We start from the raw sequence: 18,692 nt of genomic DNA, 5'->3' as shown, positions 1-18,692 counted from the left end.
GCCGCTTATTTCAGGTCCGGCTGCGGCGTCATGCGCAGATACGGACGCAGCGCCTTATAGCCCTTCGGGAATTTCTGCTTGATCACTTCTTCGTCTTTCAGCGACGGCACGATCACGACGTCATCGCCCTGCTTCCAGTTGCCCGGCGTCGCCACCGAGTGACTGTCGGTCAGTTGCAGCGAGTCGATCACGCGCAGCACTTCGTCGAAATTGCGGCCGGTGCTGGCCGGATACGTGATGATCAGGCGCACCGTCTTTTTCGGATCGATCACGAACAGCGAGCGCACGGTCAGCGTGGCATTCGCGTTCGGGTGAATCATGTCGTACAACTCCGACACCTTGCGGTCGCCGTCGGCCAGAATCGGAAAACCGACGCTCGCGGCTTGCGTTTCGTTGATGTCCTTGATCCACTCGCCATGCGACTCGGCGCTATCCACCGACAGCGCGATCGTCTTGACGTTACGCTTTTCGAACTCGCCCGCCAGCTTCGCGGTCAGGCCGAGTTCGGTGGTGCAGACCGGCGTGAAGTCGGCCGGATGCGAAAACAGCACGCCCCAGCTATTGCCGAGCCATTCGTGGAACTTGATACGGCCAATGCTCGAATCCTGTTCGAAATCCGGCGCGATATCGCCCAGACGTAGACTCATGATGCAGCTCCGTGAAATGTTCGAACCACCCCGTTCAGGCAAGCCTGTGGGTCCGCGAGATTGAAAGCATACGGGAACACCAAGTCACAATGAACCATTATCCCGTTAGAACTTTATGAATTTTTGTAATTTCGGGCGCGATGAGGGAAACTTTGCGGGACAGATCAACTCAATCAAGTGCGAGATCATCTGCCCACGTGATGCATCATTAGCGTGAAGCAAACGGAGCCGCCATTGCAGGAACGTTTCGTGCGTTCTGTTGCACGAGGCGTACTGTCCTCGCCAGCGGCGGTTTCTTTAGCTACGATTCATGCGTGGCGTGACACGAAGGGAGCAGTCAATGTCAGAAGTCAACAAGGAGAGATTGATGTCCGATATCAAAACCGTCCTCTCGGACGCGGAAGACCTGCTGAAACAGGCCGCGAGCGCCACCGGCGAGCGCGCTTCCGAGCTGCGCGAAACCGCGCTGTCCCGGCTCAAACAGGCCAAGGAAAAGGCGGCGGACGTGCAGGTCGTGGTCGTCGAGAAAGGCAAGAAAGCCGCTCGTGCCACGGACGACTACGTGCATGAACATCCGTGGTCGTCGATCGGCATCGCGGCCGGTATCGGCGTGCTGGTCGGCTTGCTGATCAACCGCAAGTAAGCACGCCGGTACGCGTCGCAGCGCCTGCGGGCGCTCGCCGGCGCATACGTGGCGTCGCTGCCGGAGCCGCTTCCGGCTTGTCGCTGAACGAACCGTCCGGCACCCTTCGCCGGGCGCCGCGTTCAGCGTACCTCCACGCGCACCGCACATAAGCCATGACGATCGATACACAATCGCAGCGCGGAGATCACGGCCCATTGCGCCGCATCCTCGGTTCCGTTTTTTCGATTCTGCAAACCCGGCTCGAACTGGTTGGGATCGAACTCGCTGAAGAAAAGACACGCCTGCTGAGCGTGCTGTTCCTCGGCCTGGCGGCCATGATGCTCGCAACGATGGCGTTGATCGCGCTGACCGCCTTGGTCGCCATTGCGTTTTGGGACACTTACCGCTGGCAGTCGCTGGCGGGCATCACCGGCGTCTACGCGATCGCCGCAGTGGTCTGCGCGATGAAAGCGCGCAACGGCATCCGTCACGCGCCGTTTGTCTTCGAAGCGACGCTGGCGGAATTCGACAAAGACCGCGATCTGTTTCGAAAGTAATCACGTTAGGGCGGCTCGCGCCGCCCGATACGGTTTCGATGCTTTCGTCGTGGTCATATCGCCGATCCCTTTCCAGTCACTACTCACCGCCCCTCTGCCATGAGCAACCCTTATCCGGACAATGCCTACCGCACCAGACGCCATGCGCCGAAGGACCTGAGCGCGCCGCATATGCGTGCGCTGCGCAAGGAACTGCTGCTCGTGCGGGCCGATGTGGAGCGCATGGAACTCGCCCAGGCCACCGTCGAACTGCGCGAAGCCGTCACGCATTTCAGCTGGCTCAAATTCCTCGTGCCGGGTTTTGCCGGTGCACGAATGGGCACCAAATCGGGCAGCATGGCCGGCTTCGGTGCGCTGCTGAAGGAATATCCGTTGATCAGTTCGCTGGCGTCGATGGCGCTCGCCAAGCCGCTGCGCTCGACCGTCGCCGCAGGCGCGAAGCCCGCGCTCAAGTGGGGCAGCCTCGCGCTGGCGGCATGGGAAGGCTACCGGATCTACAAACAGGTCCGCGACGAAGCCAGGTCCAAACCGCCCGCAGCGGATCGTTGAGCGCGGATTTCCGGATGGCGCGATAACCGCGCCTTTCGTCGTGCGACGTGCGGTGTACGGTTTCTGCGAAGGTTCGCGCAACTCCCGCCGCATTCGCTGCATCGTCATTTAGCGTTCCAGCAGTTCATGTTGTCGGCTGCGGCATTGCCGTCGGGGCCGCGATTGGTGCGCAGACCCGTCGCGTCGAGGATGAAAACGCCGCACGCATCGTCGCGCATCGGGCCGGTTTCCGACGGACGCGCCTCGACCGCATAGCCACCGTTGGTTTGATCGGCGGGCAGGATGCTCAGCCGATAAATCGCCGCCCCGAACGACGGCGCCTGATCCACACCAACGGGCAACACCGGCACGCCGCCGTTTTGCGAAGCGCCGCCCTGCGTTGCGCTCACGCCCGCCGACGTGTCGGCTTCGACGAACTGCGCCGCGCGATACAACGCCGTCGCCGCATCGACCCGATGCGTGTGCACGACATGCGTGCGATACGACGGCACCGCGAACGCCGCAAGGATCGCGGCAATCGCCAGCGCGATCACCAGTTCGATCAGCGTGAACGCGTCGGCATACGCGGTTTCCGTTCCATTCTTCATCTTCTTCATCGTCATTTCCATCGTCTCCATCTAGAACGGCCGCGACGCGATGCGCCGCCAGTGCCGTTCGACCTGGTCGCCATCGACGGCCAGTTGCAGCTGCAACCACGCCTGGATGTCCTCCGATTGACCGTAGCCACGCGCCGTCAAAAGATAGCCACGCACCGACGGTCGCCCGGCGATCTGCCACGTTTCCGCGACGCATTGCGGCGGCTTGGCCGTTCCCGGCCACGACGCGGACGACGCCGCAAACGACGAGACCGCGCGACTATCGAACGTGGCGGACGACTTCCACGCGACCGGCTCCGTCGTGACACCCGGCGTACCGGCGACGACAGTCGCAGCGCCGCTGAGCACGGCACGCGCGCACACGCGCAGCATCGAATCCGCGGCATGAAACGCGCTCACGTGACCGGCGATGTTGCGTGCCGCGCGCGCCGCCGCCAGCGACGTGTCGAACCACGCGGCGGCCGTGGTCAGCATCATCGATGAGATCAGCAGCACGATCGGCAGCGCAGCGCCTCGGGCACGTACACCGGTCGTGCCGGGTCTGACGCGCGAGCTCACGACGCGCTCCGTTCGCGATTGCGCACCGCAACCCTGCGCCAGAAGGTCTGCCGCGCGCGCAGGTCCGTGCCGAGCGTGCTTACGCCGTCGCAATCGACGTAGCGAACCCGTCGGGCTTGCGGCGCGCCGCGCACCAGCACGCACATATCGACGGCGACCACATCGGCCCACTGTGACGACGTCACCGCCGACGCGTCGAGCGCGCCCGGCGTGCCGTCGATCCAGTAACGAAACCGCAGACGTTCGACGCCTTCGACCAGCGGTTGCGCCGAACCCGTCTTGCCATTGCCTTCGCAATACAGCTCCGGCTCGCCGGTCGATGCGCTTGGCTTGGCGTAGTAACGGTTGACGATCAGCACGCCCTGCGCGCCCGCCGCCGCGCTGCCGACGCCGACGATCTGCCCGAGGCAATCCGTCGGTTGGCCGGTGGCGGACGGCCAGGTCGACACGGTATCGCCGATATAGCGCACCGCGATGCCGTCCGAGCGTCCTGCCAGCGTCTCGCACGACAGACTTTCGTCACCGCCCGACGGACGCGCTGCCGTGCAACCTGACAGCGTCGGTGGTGTGGCGCCCGGTGTTGCGTCGGCGGGAGCGAAACCGGCCATCTGGATCTGCTGCCCGATCAGCGTCAGTGCGGTGAGCCCGGCTTCGCGAATCTGCACGTCGTCGGCGGCACGCGTGAACGCGGCGCGCTGCGAGCGGTACAACGACACCGCACCCGCCGTGACGAGCAGCCCGAGCACGACCGCAATCGCCAGTTCGATCAACGTGTGGCCGCTCGTCAGACGCGGAAATTCGGGACCGCTGTTCGACGCGAGCCGGGACGCGATATGGGTCGACGCGCCGCGCGATAAACGATGCGGGGTCATGGGACGAACGCCAGCGCGACACAGCCGCTACCTGCCGGAACCGACACGTCGCCGCACGATTCGGGTTTGTCGATCACGTCGCCGGGCGGCAAATTGTGTGACACCGCCCACGTCACGCGTGCCACGGATGCCCCGCTACCGCGTGCGTCGAGCGCGGCCTCGCCGGACGGCAACATCGTCGACGCGCGACTCGCCCACAACCGGTATGCCGCGTCGTCGCGTGACGGTGCGCGCGAAATTTCCACGAGCGCATCCGCGACGAACAGTGCCCGCTCGCGTAGCGACGCGGCGCGGGCCTCGCGCGCGGTCCACAGTTCGACCGCAATCAGGCCGAGCGCAGTCGTCGCCATCAACGCCACCGCAAACAGGACTTCGATCAAGGTGCCGCCGCGAAGGCTGATCGCGCGCGGGATCTGTGCCGGCTGCGGCGGTCTGGATAAACGCGTTGGTGGTGCTGGCTTCGCTGTCCGCGTGATCGGCACGACCGGCGCGGGCGTCGCGCGCTGATGAAAACGTGCGCTCATGACGACGTCCCGCACGCGCCATCGGCCACGCGCGCGCGTCCGCCCGCGGCGATTCGCACACAGCGACGCCAGCCGTCGCCTTGGGTCGCTTTCGACGTCACGCGCGGTGCGAAATCGAAGCTACGAAAGCTGCCGATCAACTGTCCGGCCGGCGGCGTAAACACCAGACTGGTCTGCGTTCCGACGACGCTGACCGACACAAGTTCGGGCTGCGCATGCAGCAACGACGGCTGGCCCGCATGCTCGACCGTGACGGCCCAACCACACGACCAGTCCGTTGCACCCGGCCGGCACGGCTGTCCCGACGCCAGACAATGGCGCGCGGCGTCCACCCGGCACACGGTCACGCGCACGCCGCGCTTGAGCGCTTCGCTGCGGGCGAACACCAGCGTCGATGCTAATGCCCGCGCCCGCGCATCGACCTGATCGCGGATGCGCCACGTGACGAACGAAGGCGTTGCCATGACGGCGATGATCGCGAGCAGCACGAGCACCACCAACGTTTCGACCAGCGTGAAGCCGGGCCGCGAAGGCCGCGATAAACGAGTCCATTTCATCTGCATCCCTGAGCTTTGACGGAGAACGCAGTGACTCTATCGACGCAAACGGATGCGCACAATTAGCCGGATGGCCGAGTGGCGCGCGCTAAAAACACGCGCAACAATGCACGCAGCAACACCGTGGCAGCGGAAAAAACGGAGGGAATCGGGATGCAATCAACGCAACGGACGCGAGCGCGTCGATCGGGCAGACAGATGCGCGAAACGAAGCGAGCCATGCAGGCTCGCGAACGCTCAGCGTTTGCGGGGAGGCTTGGGCGGCGAGGCCGCGCGGCGGAATTCCTCGATCACGTCTTCGAATTCGGAGACGTCTTCGAAGCGCCGGTACACGGACGCAAAACGCACGTAGGCGATGGTGTCGAGCTGGCGCAACTCGTTCATCACGAGTTCGCCGAGACGTTCGCTGCGGATTTCGCGCTCGCCGCTGCCCAACAACTGATATTCGATACGGGCGACGGCCGCGTCGATCGCGTCTGCCGCAACCGGGCGCTTGCGCAGCGCCAGTTGCATGCTCGCGACGATCTTGCGGCGGTCGAATTCCGTGCGGCTACCGTCCTTCTTGACGACCGCCGGCAATGCCAGCTCGACCCGCTCATACGTCGTAAAACGTTTGTCGCAGGCCGTGCAGCGGCGGCGCCGGCGAATCGCGGCGCCGTCTTCGGATACGCGGGAATCAACGACCTGCGTATCGTCGTGCCGGCAGAAGGGGCAGTGCATGGTTGCTTAGCGATAAACCGGGAAGCGTTGCGTCAGCTCGGCAACCTGGCCACGCACGCGCTCGATGTTCGCTGTGTCTTCCGGATTGTCCAGCACGTCGGCGATCAGGTTGCCCACGATCTCCGCTTCCTTCACGCCGAAACCGCGCGTGGTCATTGCCGGCGAGCCCAGACGCACACCGCTCGTGACGAACGGCTTTTCCGGATCGTTCGGGATCGCGTTCTTGTTGACCGTGATATGCGCCGCGCCCAGTGCTGCTTCCGCTGCCTTGCCGGTGATGTTCTTCGCGCGCAGATCGACCAGCATCACGTGGCTTTCGGTGCGGCCCGAGACGATCCGCAGACCGCGCTTGACCAGCGTTTCAGCCAGCACGCGTGCATTTTCGACGACCTGTTGCTGGTATTCCTTGAATTCCGGCGACAGTGCTTCCTTGAACGCCACCGCCTTGCCGGCGATCACATGCATCAGCGGACCGCCCTGAATGCCCGGGAAGATCGCCGAGTTGATCTGCTTCTCGAACTCGGCCTTCATCAGGATCACGCCGCCGCGCGGGCCGCGCAGGCTCTTGTGCGTGGTGGTCGTGACGAAGTCGGCGAACGGCACCGGGTTCGGATACACACCCGCGGCGATCAGACCGGCGTAATGCGCCATGTCGACCATGAAATACGCACCCACCGACTTCGCGATCTTCGACAGACGTTCGAAATCGATGCGCAGCGCAAACGCCGACGCGCCTGCGACGATCAGCTTCGGCTTGTGTTCCTGCGCGAGCTTTTCCGCGGCTTCGTAGTCGATGTCTTCGGCTTCGTTCAGGCCGTAGCTGACCACGTTGAACCACTTTCCCGACATGTTGACCGGCGAGCCGTGCGTAAGGTGACCGCCGTGCGCGAGGCTCATGCCCATGATCGTGTCGCCCGGCTTGAGCATCGCGAAGAACACGCCCTGGTTGGCCTGCGAGCCGGAGTTCGGCTGCACGTTGGCCGCTTCCGCGCCGAACAGTGCCTTCACGCGATCGATCGCCAGCTGCTCGGCGATGTCCACGAATTCGCAACCGCCGTAGTAGCGCTTGCCCGGATAACCTTCGGCGTATTTGTTGGTGAGCTGCGAGCCCTGTGCGGCCATCACGGCCGGGCTCGTATAGTTTTCCGACGCGATCAGTTCGATGTGCTCTTCCTGACGGCGGTTTTCCTGCTCGATCACCGCCCAGAGTTCGGGATCGACGTTGGCGATGGTGCTTTGGGCTCTGTCAAACATACGGGTTCCGTTGAGTGTTTTCAGGTTGACCGGATTGTGCGCAGAACGTGTAACCGGCGTAGCGGGTACGCGGCGCTGCTGGCGGCTGGGCCAGCCCTGACGTGGCGGATGGGATACGGCACACGCGAGCGGGGACAGCCAACGGCAGCGCTATCAAGCGCGCGAATCACGGCTGCCCAGGCGAACGGCAAAACGGCACCCTGCGCTTCACGGTGGGTTGCTCCACCTTGAACCTGTTTGGTTCTATCGCCAGTCACGCAGGGATGAGCGCGTAAGTGTATTGGAACCGTCTCGAATAGGCAACCGGCGGCCCGGCTCGCGCCTTCCCCACGCGGCCTTCGAGGCCGGGCGGCGGGCGCCTGAAAGGTATATCGAAACCCGATGAAAACCGTGTGTCAACTGCCGCTCCAACCACGCTCACGACGCCGTCGCACCGGACCGCCGCGCGACCGTGAGGCCCGCCGTATCGAATGTCCCGCGTTCTTGCCGCAGCGCAATATTGCAAGTAGGCTGGGGACCTTTTTCTCTTACCGACCAGGGAACTGCAATGATCGTATTCGTAACCGGCGCGTCCGCAGGATTCGGCGCCGCCATCGCCCGCGCTTTCGTGAACGGCGGCCATAAGGTCGTCGCAACCGCCCGCCGCAAGGATCGTCTGGACGCGCTCGCAGCCGAGCTCGGCGACGCGCTGCTGCCGGTCGAACTCGACGTCCGCGACAACGCCAGCATCGAAAAAGCCGTCGCATCGCTGCCGGCCGATTTCGCTGCCATCGACCTGCTGGTCAACAACGCCGGTCTCGCGCTCGGCCTCGAACCGGCGCAACGTGCATCGCTCGACGACTGGACCACGATGATCGACACCAACTGCACAGGACTCGTGCAGGTCACGCGCGCACTGCTGCCGGGCATGGTCGAGCGCAATCGCGGCCATGTGGTGAATCTGGGCTCGGTCGCGGGCACCTACCCCTACGCGGGGGGCAACGTCTACGGCGCGACCAAGGCGTTCGTGCGCCAGTTCAGCCTGAATCTGCGCGCCGACCTGAGCGGCACCGCGATCCGCGTGACCGACGTCGAGCCGGGCCTTTGCGGCGGCACCGAATTCTCGAACGTGCGCTTCCACGGCGACGACGCGAAAGCGGCCAACGTCTATCAGAACGTCCAGCCGCTCACGGCCGAAGATATCGCCGAGTCGATCTACTGGATCGCAACGCGTCCCGCGCACGTCAACGTCAATACAATCGAGCTGATGCCCGTCGCGCAAGCTTTCGCGGGGCTGTCGATCCATCGCGGCTGAAATGTCCGGCAATGATTGGCGGATATCGCCGTCAATCATCTGATTAATAAGGAAAATTGGCCGGCCGCCCCGCCGCCGGACCGAATCGCGACGCAGCGCATTCGCTCGTTCGAATCGCGCTGCGCCCCGCCCGGCAACCGGCCGGCGGGATACGTCGCTCGAAAAGCGCTTCGGCCTGGCCGATCCGGTAAAATGCCCGCCATGAAACTATCCGCCAGCCAGCCCGGCGCGGAAATCGGGTTCACGTGGCCGGTTCGCGTGTACTACGAAGATACCGACGCGGGCGGCATCGTGTTTTACGCGAATTACCTCAAGTTTTTCGAACGGGCGCGCACCGAATGGCTACGTGCGTGTGGAATCGACCAGCGCCGTCTCGCCGACGAAACCGGCGCGCTGTTCATCGTCAGCAGTACCGCGATGGACTACAAAGCCCCGGCCCGCCTCGATGACGTAATCGAAGTCGTCAGCCGGATCGCCCGGCTGGGGCGTGCATCCGTCGATTTCGCGCAGGAAGCGTGGCGCGACGGCACGCTGCTTGCTACAGGGACCATCCGCGTCGGCTGTGTCGATCGCGACGCGCTGCGCCCGGCTGCGATTCCCGCGCCGGTACTGGCCGCGCTGCGACGCGGACCGGGCATCGAAGCGCCCGGCACAGCGGGCGTGACGCAGCCAACCGTCGCGAATAGCGGGGCAAACGCGTCGAACGGAACAACTTAGGGTTTACGGCCACCCACGTGTCAACGGACATTCACCGAGTCCCGTTGTTACCGGGGCCAGTGAACTCATATCGATCAAGCAGCACAAAGCATGGTTCGGCTTGCAACGCCCCGAAGCTTCCGGATTCCTCACGGAATGCTTCGTCAGAACTTGCAGCCGGACGCCCCCTTCCGGGACGTTACAGCGAACCTTTATGAACACTACACAAGATCTGTCGATCATTTCTCTCGTCCTCAACGCGAGCCTGCTGGCGCAGGCGGTAATGGCCCTGCTGCTGTTGCTGTCGCTGCTGTCTTGGACTTTTATCTTCCGCAAGTGGTTTGCGATCCGTCGCGCCCGCGCGCAAACCGAGCGTTTCGAACGCGATTTCTGGTCGGGCGGCGACCTGCAGGCGCTGTATCAGAGCGCAGCCAACAACCGTCACACCATCGGCGCGCTCGAACGCATCTTCGAATCGGGCATGCGTGAATTCCTGAAGGGCAAGGAAAAGCGGCTCAACGATCCGGGCCTGATCCTCGACGGCGCCCGTCGCGCGATGCGCGCCGCGTTCCAGCGTGAAATGGACGTGCTCGAAGCCAACCTCGCGTTCCTCGCGTCGGTGGGTTCGGTCAGCCCGTACATCGGTCTGTTCGGCACGGTCTGGGGGATCATGAACGCGTTCCGCGGTCTCGCGAACGTCCAGCAGGCCACGCTCGCGAACGTCGCGCCGGGCATCGCGGAAGCGCTGACGGCAACCGCCATCGGTCTGTTCGCCGCGATTCCGGCCGTGGTCGCCTACAACCGCTACGCCCACGATATCGACCGCCTCGCGATCCGCTTCGAAACCTTCATCGAAGAGTTCTCGAACATTCTTCAGCGCCAGGCGCAGTAAGGAGCACACGATGGCCGGTTCAAGCAACTCCAGCATGCGCGGCAGCCGTTCGCGCCGTGCCATGGCCGACATCAACGTCGTGCCGTACATCGACGTGATGCTCGTGCTGCTCGTGATCTTCATGGTGACCGCGCCGCTGGTCGCACCGTCGATCGTCAATCTGCCGACCGTCGGCGGCGCCGCGCCGCAGCAGCAAACGCCGCCCGTCGTCGTCAACATCCGCGCCGACGGCAACATGAGCGTCAAGTACAAGGACGACGCCGGCGCGATGCAGCAGGAAGACATGAGCAAAGCCGACCTCGACGGTTTCGTCACCGATCGTCAGGCGGCGCATCCGGATCAACCGGTCGTGATCGCCGCCGACAAGACCGTCAAGTACGAAGTCGTGATGAACGTGATGTCCGATCTGAAGGCGCGCGGCGTCAAACGCGTTGGCTTGCTCGTCAAATCGCAATGAGTCGAGAGCAGCGATCCAACCGTCCCGTCCGGCCGCCGAGCGAACGCGGCACCTGGCGAGCTTTTGTGCTCGCGCTGGTGATGCACGCGCTGCTCGGATTTTTCCTGTATCACGGCATCCAGTGGCAAAACAGCACGCCCGAGGGCGCCGAAGCCGAACTGTGGACCGCCGTCCCCGATACGCCGTTGCCGACGCCCACGCCCACACCGCCGGCGCCGGTCGCGCCTGCCCCGCCGCCCGTCCCCGACGAGCAGGCGGATATCGCGCTGCAGGAAAAGAAGCGTCAGCAGCAACAGCAGGCCGCGCGTGAAGCCCAACTGGCCGAGCAGCAACGTCAGCTGAAGCAGCAGCAGGAAGCCGAGGCGAAGCGCCAGCAACAGCTTGCCGCCGACCAGGCCGCGCAACTCGCCGCGCAGAAGGCAGCCGCAGCGGCGAAGCTCAAGCAGCAGCAACAGCAGCAAGCCGACAAGCTCAAGCAGCAACAGCTCGCCGATCAGCAAAAGCAGCAGCAGTTGCAAAAGCAGCAGGAACTGAAGGAACAGCAGGAGCAGGCTGACAAACAGGCGCAGGCCGACGCGCAGAAGAAGGCTGACGCGCAGAAGGCCGCGAAGGCCAAGGCGGCGGCGCAGGCCTCGGCCGACGCGAAAAAGCTCGACCAGGAACGCCGTCAGCGGCTCTCGCAGATGCAAGGCATGGCCGGCGGCGACAGCTCGTCGAGCAACGGTCTGGGCAAGAGCGGTGCCGGCAGCGGCTCGGGCGGCAATGCGACGTCGCCGGGTTACGCCGACAAGGTCAAGCGTCGCGTGGGTCCGAACATCGTCTGGGGAGGCGAAACCACTGGCCTCGAAACCGTGGTAGCCGTGCGTTGCGCGCCGACCGGCACGTTGCTGAGCGCAACCATCCGGCATAGCAGCGGCAACGACGCCTGGGACGCCGCCGCGCTACGCGCCGTGCAGCGCTCGGACCCGATGCCGCAAGATACGGACGGCAAGACGCCGGGCAGCTTTACCATTACGTTGCGTCCGGCAGGCTGACCGCCCGTCGAGATTCCCCGCGCGCCGCCAGGCCTTGTCCGGAGCGGCGCGCGCGGGAACGAAATCGATCTTTGCGAGTCTGTCTGCTGTCGTGAAGTGTTAGAAACCTGTTTTTGGGGAAACCATACAGCATGAGTTTGATGACCAAGCTAGGCCTGCGGACACTTGTAGCTTCGTGCCTGATCGCCACCGGTGGCGCCGCCCATGCACAGCTCAACGTCCTCGTGACAGGCGTCGGATCCACCCAGTTCCCGATTGCAACGGCGAACTTCGCCAACGAGGCGAACTCGCCGCAGCAGGTCAGCACGATCGTGCGTCAAGACTTGCAGCGCAGCGGCAAATTCACCAACATCGACGCGGGCAGCGCGCCTGTCGCCGAAACCGATTCCGTCGACCTCGGCAGCTGGAAGGCCAAGGGCGCGAATGCGTTCGTGTCCGGCAGCGTCAATCGCCTCGCCAACGGTCAGGTCGAAGTGCGCTTCAAGCTGTACGACACCGTCAAGGGCGAAAGCCTTGGCGGCCTCGTGCTGGTGAGCCCCGAAAGCGGCTTGCGGATGAGCGCGCACAAGGTGGCCGACTACATCTACGCAAAGTTGATGGGCGGCCGCGGCGTGTTCGCGACGCGTCTGTCCTACGTGATCAAGACCGGCGGCCGCTATCAGTTGCAGATTTCCGATTCGGACGGCCAGGATGCGCATATCGCGCTGTCCAGCCCCGAGCCGATCATCTCGCCGGCCTGGTCGCCTGACGGCACGAAGGTCGCGTACGTGTCGTTCGAAAAGAAAAAGCCGGTCGTCTACATTCACGATCTGCCCACGGGCCGTCGCATCGTCGTGTCGGACCAGAAGGGCAACAACAGCGCACCGGCATGGTCGCCTGACGGCCGTACGCTGGCTGTCGCGCTGTCGCGCACCGGCAATACGCAGATCTTCCTCGTCAACGCAGACGGCAGCGGTCTTCGCCGCCTGACGCAAGGCACCTCGATCGACACCGAACCGGCCTTCTCGCCGGACGGCCAGTCGATCTACTTCACGAGCGATCGCGGCGGCCAGCCGCAGATCTACAAGATGCCGGTCGGTGGCGAAAATGCCGGCGCGGCACAGCGCGTGACGTTTACCGGCAACTACAATACGAGTCCGCGAATCAGCCCGGACGGCAAGGAACTCGCGTATATCTCGCGAACGGGTGGCGGCTTCAAGCTCTACCTCCAGGACCTGCAGGCAGGCACGGCAACCGGCCTGACCGACACAACACATGACGAATCGCCGAGCTTTGCCGCGAATGGTCAGTACATTCTTTACGCCACACAGGTGAACGGCCGTGGCGTGTTGGCCGCAGTGTCGACCGACGGTCGAACCCGGCAGGTCCTGTCCGTTCAGGGCGGCAGCGTACGCGAGCCGTCCTGGGGCCCGTTTATGCAATAACACAAGGAGAGTAAAACATGATGTCCAAACTTCGTATCGCATGTGCAGTGGCGATGGTCGGTGCACTGGCTGCCTGTCATTCGGGCGTCAAGCTCGATGAAAACGCTAACAAGGGTGGCGCAGTCAGCACGCAACCGAACCCGAACGCCGTCGCGCAAGTGAACGTCGATCCGCTGAACGATCCGAATAGTCCGCTGGCCAAGCGCAGCATCTATTTCGATTTCGACAGCTACTCGGTCAAGAGCGACTATCAATCGCTGCTGCAACAACACGCGAACTACCTGAAGAGCCATCCGCAACGTCACGTGCTGATTCAAGGCAACACCGACGAACGCGGCACCAGCGAATACAACCTGGCACTGGGTCAAAAGCGTGCTGAAGCCGTGCGTCGTTCGCTGTCGCTGCTGGGCGTGACCGACTCGCAAATGGAAGCCGTGAGCCTGGGCAAGGAAAAGCCGCAAGCTGACGGTCATGACGATTCGTCGTGGGCACAAAACCGCCGCGCCGACCTCGTGTACCAACAGTAACGGGTGATAAGCCGTATGACGCTTCGTTTCTCCTGGCTGCGGTTTGCCGCAGCCGCCTGCGTCGCGGGGACGGCCTTCACGGCCGTGCCCGCGCACGCGGGCATGTTCGACGACGATCAGGCCCGTCAGGCCATCCTCGATCTGCGTACGAAGACCGATAGCCTGTCGAGTCAGCTTGCGGCCGCACAGCGCACGATCCTCGATCAATCCAACCGTCTCGATCAGCAGAATCAGCAGATTGCAACGCTGCGTGGACAGAACGAAGATCAGGCGAACCAGCTTGCCACGCTGCAAAAGCAGCAAAAGGACTACTACACCGATCTGGACACGCGTCTGAAGAAATTCGAGCCGCAGCAGCAGACGGTGGACGGCGTTCAGGGCACGGTGCAGCCGGGTGAAACCGAATCGTTCAACGCGGCTTCGCAGCAGTTTCGCAATGGCGACTTCAAGAACGCGGCGGTGTCGTTCCGCACGTTCATTTCGAAGTATCCGGACAGCCCGTATCAGCCGACCGCGCAGTACTGGCTCGGCAACGCGTTGTATGCACTGCGCGACTACAAGGGCTCGACGGCGACGTGGCAAGGTGTGGTGAAGAACTATCCGCAGCATGCGCGTGCGCCCGAAGCGCTGCTCGCGATTGCGAACAATCAGATCGAGCAAGGCCAGAAGGCAGCGGCCAAGAAGACGCTCGAGCAGATCGTCGCGCAATACGGCAGCTCTGACGTCGCGCAAACGGCGCAAGGCAAGCTGTCGCAGATCAAGTAGTCGGGTGGTCGGGCGTAGCGCTGGTTTTTGTAGTGTTGATGGGCAGTAGCAGTCGTTGTACGCGTAGTGCCGCATTGAACGTCACGCGCGCGCCTCTCGCCGGAAAGCCCGGACGTGTCACCACGCTTCGGGCTTTTCTTATTGACGGTGGCGCTCGAATTGACGCATTTAAAATGCGGCACTGTTGACAGCCCTGCAAAGCGCTCGCTATAATCCCGCTTCTCTTTTGGGTCGTTAGCTCAGCTGGTAGAGCAGCGGACTTTTAATCCGTTGGTCACAGGTTCGAATCCCGTACGGCCTACCAAAGATTTGAAGGGCTCAGCGCAAGCTGAGCCCTTTTTCTTTGCGCGCTCGCTTTAGCGATGCCGCGCAATCCTTGCCCGCACACCACCTCCCCCGCTTCCCGAGTTGCCCCGCATCGACCCCGTCGACTGCGCGATCAGCACATACCCCGATCCACCACCGCGCGCAGATTTATATCGCGTTGACATATAATCACGAAAACGCCGCGCTCGCTCACCCTCAACCCGACCCGCCCCAACGCACCTTGGCTCGCCTACCCGTCCTCCGCTGGCTCAGCACCTTCGCACCGCCTCCCGTCGCCGTCAGATGGCCGGAGCGCGTGCGTGCGTGCCTCGGCGCGCTGGTGGGGATCGCGTGTACCGGCGTCGTGATGCATCTGCTGCTGGGCGCGCATCCCGCGTCGATACCGCTGCTGGTCGCGCCGATGGGTGCGTCGGCGGTTTTGCTGTTCGCCGTGCCCGCCAGTCCGCTCGCGCAGCCGTGGTCGATCATCGGTGGCAATCTGGTGTCGGCCACGCTCGGCGTGATCTGCGCACGCTGGATCCCCGATCCGTTGATCGCCGCTTCATTCGCCGTCGCGCTGGCCATCACCGGTATGTTCGCGCTGCGCTGCGTGCATCCGCCGTCGGGTGCGGTCGCGTTGACGGCCGTGCTCGGCGGTCACGACATTCGCGCGCTCGGTTTCGGCTTCGTCGTGTCGCCGATCCTGCTGCAATCCATCGCGCTGCTCGGCGCGGCGCTCGTGTATCACGCGCTCACCGGCCATCGCTATCCGCATGCGAACCGGTCTGATGCCGCGAAGCCGAAGCCGCTCTCCCCTGCGTCACCTGCCAGCTTCACACGCGGCGATCTCGACGCCGTGCTGCGACGTCAACGCGAACTGCTCGACATCGATCCCGACGACCTCGAAACGCTGCTGCGCGAAGTGCAGCTACAGGCCTACGCGCGAACCTTCACGGAACTCCGTTGTGCCGACATCATGTCGAACCAGGTCGTCTCGGTGACCGCGCACACGCAGATCAAGGCCGCGTCGGACATCCTGAAGCGCCATCGGGTCAAGGCGTTGCCAGTGACGGACGCTGCGCACCACCTGATCGGCATCGTCACGCGTGCCGATCTGATCGGAGCGGCCGCGCACGACGCCACGCCGGCAAGCGTCACGAGCCGCAAAAGCCGCACGCGCCGCAAGCCGGGCAAAGTCGGACCGAACCTGGCCGCGCGACGCCATCCGCTTTTGCGTCTGACGATCCGCGTGCGCCGCTGGCTTCGACGTGGCGCAGCGACGCCCGCACGCACCGTTGAAGACGTGATGACGACGCACGTGCACAGCGTGTCGGCGGCCACGCCGATCGCAGAACTCGTGCCGCTCTTCGCGCACCACGGGCATCACCACATCCCCGTGCTGGATCGCGACCGGCAGATCGCCGGCATGGTCACGCAAGCCGATCTGATCGCGGGGCTTTACCGGCAAGCACATCAGCCGCGCACGTCGCAGCCGCAGCAACCGCAGCAGCACAGCGCGTAATCCCAGCCACACGCGCAACCTCGCCATATCACGAACACAGCCTCGCATGACCGCTCCCAGCAAACCCGGCAAACTCGCCAAAGCCGATTTCGCGCAACTTTCCGAATTCCGCTATCAGATGCGACGCTTCGAGCGCTTCTCCGAGCAGGCCGCGCAGAGCGAAGGCGTGACACCGCTGCAATATCTTTTGATGCTGCATATCAAGGGCTATCCGGAACGCGACTGGGCGACCATCGGCGAGTTGGCCGAACGCCTGCAGGCCGCGCACCACAGCGTGGTCGCGCTGGTGACCCGTTGCGAAGCCGCCGGTCTCGTCAAACGACGTGTCAGTGAACACGACCGGCGTCAGGTCGAAGTGCATCTGCTCGACGACGGCGAACGCGTGCTCGCGCGGCTCGCGCAGTTGCATCGCGCGGAACTGAAGTCGTTGAAAGGCGCGTTCACAGTGCCGCAGATCGATCTATAGCCGGGCTTTAGCCTTCCAGCGCACCGCCCGCCCCACGAGCCATCCGGAGACGCAATGAGCCACCACGACGCCTACAAGCGCGATTTCGCCGTCAACACGCGCTTGCCGCGCATTGCAGCACTCGCGACCTGCATCGGCGTCGTCGCGACCCTCGCCGCTTTCCTGTTGCTGAGCCTGATCCACCTGTTCACGAATCTGTTCTTCTTCGGTGCTTTGTCATTCGTCGATCGTTCGCCTGCGCAACACGCGCCCGGCGCATGGGTGATCGTCGTGCCGGTGATCGGCGGCCTGATCGTCGGCCTGATGGCACGGTTCGGCTCGGACAAGATTCGCGGACATGGGATTCCCGAGGCGATCGAAGCGATCCTGTTCGGCAAAAGCCGCATGTCGCCGAAAGTCGCGCTTCTGAAACCGCTGTCATCGGGCATTGTGATCGGCAGTGGTGGCCCGTTCGGCGCAGAAGGTCCGATCATCATGACGGGCGGCGCTATCGGCTCGCTGATCGCTCAATATCTGAAGCTGACGGCGGCGGAACGCAAGACGCTGCTGGTCGCCGGCGCGGCGGCTGGGATGACCGCCGTGTTCGGCACACCCGTCGCAGCCGTCCTGCTTGCGGTCGAATTACTATTGTTCGAGTGGCGCCCGCGCAGCTTTCTACCGGTGGCGCTTGCGTGTGCGGTAGCGGGCTTTGCGCGCATCCCGTTGTTCGGCGCAGGTCCGCTGTTCCCGCTTGTCACCTCGCCGCCCGACGCAATTTCCCTGCTGTCGTGCGTGGTTGCGGGTTTGCTGTCGGGCGCGTTGGCGTCCGGCTTGTCGGCGGCGTTATACAAGGTCGAGGATCTGTTCGCCAGGCTGCCGATCCACTGGATGTGGTGGCCTGCACTCGGCGGCATCGCGATCGGAATCGGCGGCTATCTGGAACCGCGCGCGCTCGGCGTCGGTTATGACGTGATCGGCGATCTTCTGCATCAAAATATTGCGCTGCAGGCGGCTGTAGCACTGCTCGCCGTCAAGGCGGTGATGTGGGTCGTCGCGCTCGGCTCGGGCACGTCGGGCGGCGTGCTTGCGCCGTTGCTGATGCTCGGCGCCGGACTCGGTGTGGCGCTCGGCCCGGTGCTGCCGGGGGGCGAACCGGCGCTATGGCCGCTGGTCTGCATGGCCGCGACGCTCGGCGCGACCTTGGGTGCGCCGCTCACCGCGATCGTGTTCGCGTTCGGACTGACTCACGACAGCAACGCATTGCTACCGCTGCTCGCGGCGACACTGGTGGCGCATGGTTTCGCGACGATCGTCATGCGCCGTTCGATCATGACCGAGAAGATCGCGCGGCGCGGTTATCACATTTATCGTGAATATGGCGTCGATCCGCTGGAACGGCATTACGTCGACGAAGTGATGACGCGCGAGGTCGAAACAATCGACGCCAGCCAGTCCGCGCAAGACGTGCTCGACACGCGATTTGGCGCAGCGCAGACACATCGCGCGTATCCATTGGTGCGCGACGGCGCAGTGGTCGGCATGGCCGATCGCGGATGGTTCGAGGCGCAGCGCGCAACGGAGCATGATCGAAGCACGCACGCGACAACGCCTGTTTTCGCGCTGGCCAGCGAAACCTGTCGCCTTGTCGCGACCCGACTCGCCGTACATCGGCTGGAACGGCTGCCAGTGGTCGCCGATCGTCAGTCGATGCGGCTGATCGGAATCGTCTCTCGCAGCGATCTCGTCAAACCGTCGCTTGCGCACTTCGACGAAGAACACAAGCGTGAGCGCTTTCGCCGCCTGCCGCCCATCATCCGTCGTCGACGCTTTCCGCCGGTCCGTCGCGCCGGCTGAGATTTATCGAGACATAC

At 63.9% G+C, this 18,692-nt stretch carries 22 protein-coding genes, 1 tRNA gene and 1 riboswitch; of the genes, 15 read left to right on the top strand and 8 right to left on the bottom strand.

Going from position 1 to position 18,692, the window contains the following annotated elements:
• Positions 1 to 5: 5 nt before the first annotated feature.
• Positions 6 to 647, bottom strand: coding sequence for a peroxiredoxin (locus PW947_RS23675; RefSeq protein ID WP_299634836.1), 642 nt, complete (start codon positions 645 to 647; stop codon positions 6 to 8).
• A 340-nt stretch (positions 648 to 987) separates the two neighbouring features.
• On the opposite strand from PW947_RS23675, the gene PW947_RS23670 reads away from it, so the two are divergent.
• The 3 genes from PW947_RS23670 to PW947_RS23660 all read left to right on the top strand — a co-directional run bounded on the left by PW947_RS23670 (position 988) and on the right by PW947_RS23660 (position 2,378).
• The gene (locus PW947_RS23670; protein WP_299634835.1) at positions 988 to 1,290 is read left to right on the top strand and encodes a DUF883 family protein; all 303 of its coding nucleotides are present in this window, start codon (positions 988 to 990) and stop codon (positions 1,288 to 1,290) included.
• A gap of 155 nt (positions 1,291 to 1,445) precedes the next feature.
• Positions 1,446 to 1,829 carry a phage holin family protein gene (locus PW947_RS23665; RefSeq protein ID WP_299634834.1) on the top strand — a complete coding sequence of 128 codons (384 nt, stop codon included), beginning with the start codon at positions 1,446 to 1,448 and terminating at the stop codon, positions 1,827 to 1,829.
• Between the two features lie 99 nt (positions 1,830 to 1,928).
• Entirely contained in the window at positions 1,929 to 2,378 is a 450-nt protein-coding gene (locus PW947_RS23660) for a DUF3318 domain-containing protein (RefSeq protein ID WP_299634833.1), read from the top strand.
• 104 nt (positions 2,379 to 2,482) lie between these two features.
• Here PW947_RS23660 and PW947_RS23655 read toward each other — a convergent pair whose 3' ends face one another.
• The 7 genes from PW947_RS23655 to glyA form a co-directional block, all read right to left on the bottom strand.
• On the bottom strand, positions 2,483 to 2,974 hold the full coding sequence (locus PW947_RS23655; protein ID WP_299634832.1) for a type IV pilin protein: 492 nt from the start codon (positions 2,972 to 2,974) through the stop codon (positions 2,483 to 2,485).
• Positions 2,975 to 2,995: 21 nt separating this feature from the next.
• Complete coding sequence (locus tag PW947_RS23650; protein WP_299634831.1) at positions 2,996 to 3,532, bottom strand: hypothetical protein; 537 nt, start codon at positions 3,530 to 3,532, stop codon at positions 2,996 to 2,998.
• Positions 3,529 to 4,404 carry a PilW family protein gene (locus PW947_RS23645; RefSeq protein ID WP_299634830.1) on the bottom strand — a complete coding sequence of 292 codons (876 nt, stop codon included), beginning with the start codon at positions 4,402 to 4,404 and terminating at the stop codon, positions 3,529 to 3,531. Before PW947_RS23645 ends, PW947_RS23650 begins: the two co-directional genes overlap by 4 nt.
• Positions 4,401 to 4,928, bottom strand: coding sequence for a hypothetical protein (locus PW947_RS23640; protein WP_366146141.1), 528 nt, complete (start codon positions 4,926 to 4,928; stop codon positions 4,401 to 4,403). Before PW947_RS23640 ends, PW947_RS23645 begins: the two co-directional genes overlap by 4 nt.
• Entirely contained in the window at positions 4,925 to 5,491 is a 567-nt protein-coding gene (locus PW947_RS23635) for a GspH/FimT family protein (protein ID WP_299634829.1), read from the bottom strand. Before PW947_RS23635 ends, PW947_RS23640 begins: the two co-directional genes overlap by 4 nt.
• A 231-nt stretch (positions 5,492 to 5,722) precedes the next feature.
• Complete coding sequence (gene nrdR / locus PW947_RS23630) at positions 5,723 to 6,205, bottom strand: transcriptional regulator NrdR (protein WP_299634828.1); 483 nt, start codon at positions 6,203 to 6,205, stop codon at positions 5,723 to 5,725.
• 6 nt (positions 6,206 to 6,211) lie between these two features.
• Entirely contained in the window at positions 6,212 to 7,459 is a 1,248-nt protein-coding gene (gene glyA, locus PW947_RS23625) for a serine hydroxymethyltransferase (protein WP_299634827.1), read from the bottom strand.
• Positions 7,460 to 7,626: 167 nt separating this feature from the next.
• Positions 7,627 to 7,726, bottom strand: a riboswitch (ZMP/ZTP riboswitch).
• A gap of 280 nt (positions 7,727 to 8,006) precedes the next feature.
• Between glyA and ydfG the strand changes: the two genes are divergently transcribed.
• The 12 genes from ydfG (at position 8,007) to PW947_RS23565 (ending at position 18,675) form a co-directional block, all read left to right on the top strand.
• Positions 8,007 to 8,753, top strand: coding sequence for a bifunctional NADP-dependent 3-hydroxy acid dehydrogenase/3-hydroxypropionate dehydrogenase YdfG (ydfG, locus tag PW947_RS23620; protein ID WP_299634826.1), 747 nt, complete (start codon positions 8,007 to 8,009; stop codon positions 8,751 to 8,753).
• Between the two features lie 192 nt (positions 8,754 to 8,945).
• On the top strand, positions 8,946 to 9,470 hold the full coding sequence (gene ybgC, locus PW947_RS23615; RefSeq protein ID WP_299634825.1) for a tol-pal system-associated acyl-CoA thioesterase: 525 nt from the start codon (positions 8,946 to 8,948) through the stop codon (positions 9,468 to 9,470).
• A gap of 193 nt (positions 9,471 to 9,663) precedes the next feature.
• Positions 9,664 to 10,341 carry a protein TolQ gene (tolQ, locus tag PW947_RS23610; RefSeq protein WP_299634824.1) on the top strand — a complete coding sequence of 226 codons (678 nt, stop codon included), beginning with the start codon at positions 9,664 to 9,666 and terminating at the stop codon, positions 10,339 to 10,341.
• Between the two features lie 10 nt (positions 10,342 to 10,351).
• Positions 10,352 to 10,798, top strand: a complete 447-nt coding sequence (tolR, locus tag PW947_RS23605; protein ID WP_299634823.1) for a protein TolR — start codon at positions 10,352 to 10,354, stop codon at positions 10,796 to 10,798.
• Positions 10,795 to 11,832, top strand: coding sequence for a cell envelope integrity protein TolA (tolA, locus tag PW947_RS23600; protein WP_299634822.1), 1,038 nt, complete (start codon positions 10,795 to 10,797; stop codon positions 11,830 to 11,832). The genes tolR and tolA overlap by 4 nt, the downstream gene beginning before the upstream one ends.
• A gap of 131 nt (positions 11,833 to 11,963) precedes the next feature.
• On the top strand, positions 11,964 to 13,256 hold the full coding sequence (gene tolB / locus PW947_RS23595; protein ID WP_299634821.1) for a Tol-Pal system beta propeller repeat protein TolB: 1,293 nt from the start codon (positions 11,964 to 11,966) through the stop codon (positions 13,254 to 13,256).
• A gap of 17 nt (positions 13,257 to 13,273) precedes the next feature.
• Positions 13,274 to 13,783, top strand: a complete 510-nt coding sequence (gene pal / locus PW947_RS23590; RefSeq protein WP_299634820.1) for a peptidoglycan-associated lipoprotein Pal — start codon at positions 13,274 to 13,276, stop codon at positions 13,781 to 13,783.
• A gap of 15 nt (positions 13,784 to 13,798) precedes the next feature.
• Entirely contained in the window at positions 13,799 to 14,548 is a 750-nt protein-coding gene (gene ybgF / locus PW947_RS23585) for a tol-pal system protein YbgF (RefSeq protein WP_299634819.1), read from the top strand.
• A gap of 228 nt (positions 14,549 to 14,776) precedes the next feature.
• Positions 14,777 to 14,852: transfer RNA gene (locus PW947_RS23580), tRNA-Lys, on the top strand.
• Between the two features lie 243 nt (positions 14,853 to 15,095).
• Positions 15,096 to 16,376: an HPP family protein gene (locus tag PW947_RS23575; protein ID WP_299634818.1), complete on the top strand. Its 1,281-nt coding sequence runs from the start codon at positions 15,096 to 15,098 to the stop codon at positions 16,374 to 16,376.
• 46 nt (positions 16,377 to 16,422) lie between these two features.
• Positions 16,423 to 16,842: a MarR family winged helix-turn-helix transcriptional regulator gene (locus PW947_RS23570; protein ID WP_299634817.1), complete on the top strand. Its 420-nt coding sequence runs from the start codon at positions 16,423 to 16,425 to the stop codon at positions 16,840 to 16,842.
• Positions 16,843 to 16,896: 54 nt separating this feature from the next.
• Entirely contained in the window at positions 16,897 to 18,675 is a 1,779-nt protein-coding gene (locus PW947_RS23565; RefSeq protein WP_299634816.1) for a chloride channel protein, read from the top strand.
• Positions 18,676 to 18,692: the final 17 nt, after the last annotated feature.

This window comes from Paraburkholderia sp., from assembly GCF_028283785.1.
In the GTDB taxonomy this organism is placed as follows: Bacteria; Pseudomonadota; Gammaproteobacteria; order Burkholderiales; family Burkholderiaceae; genus Paraburkholderia.
Note: the sequence above shows the minus strand (reverse complement) of the source record. Positions and strands in the feature narration are given on the sequence as shown.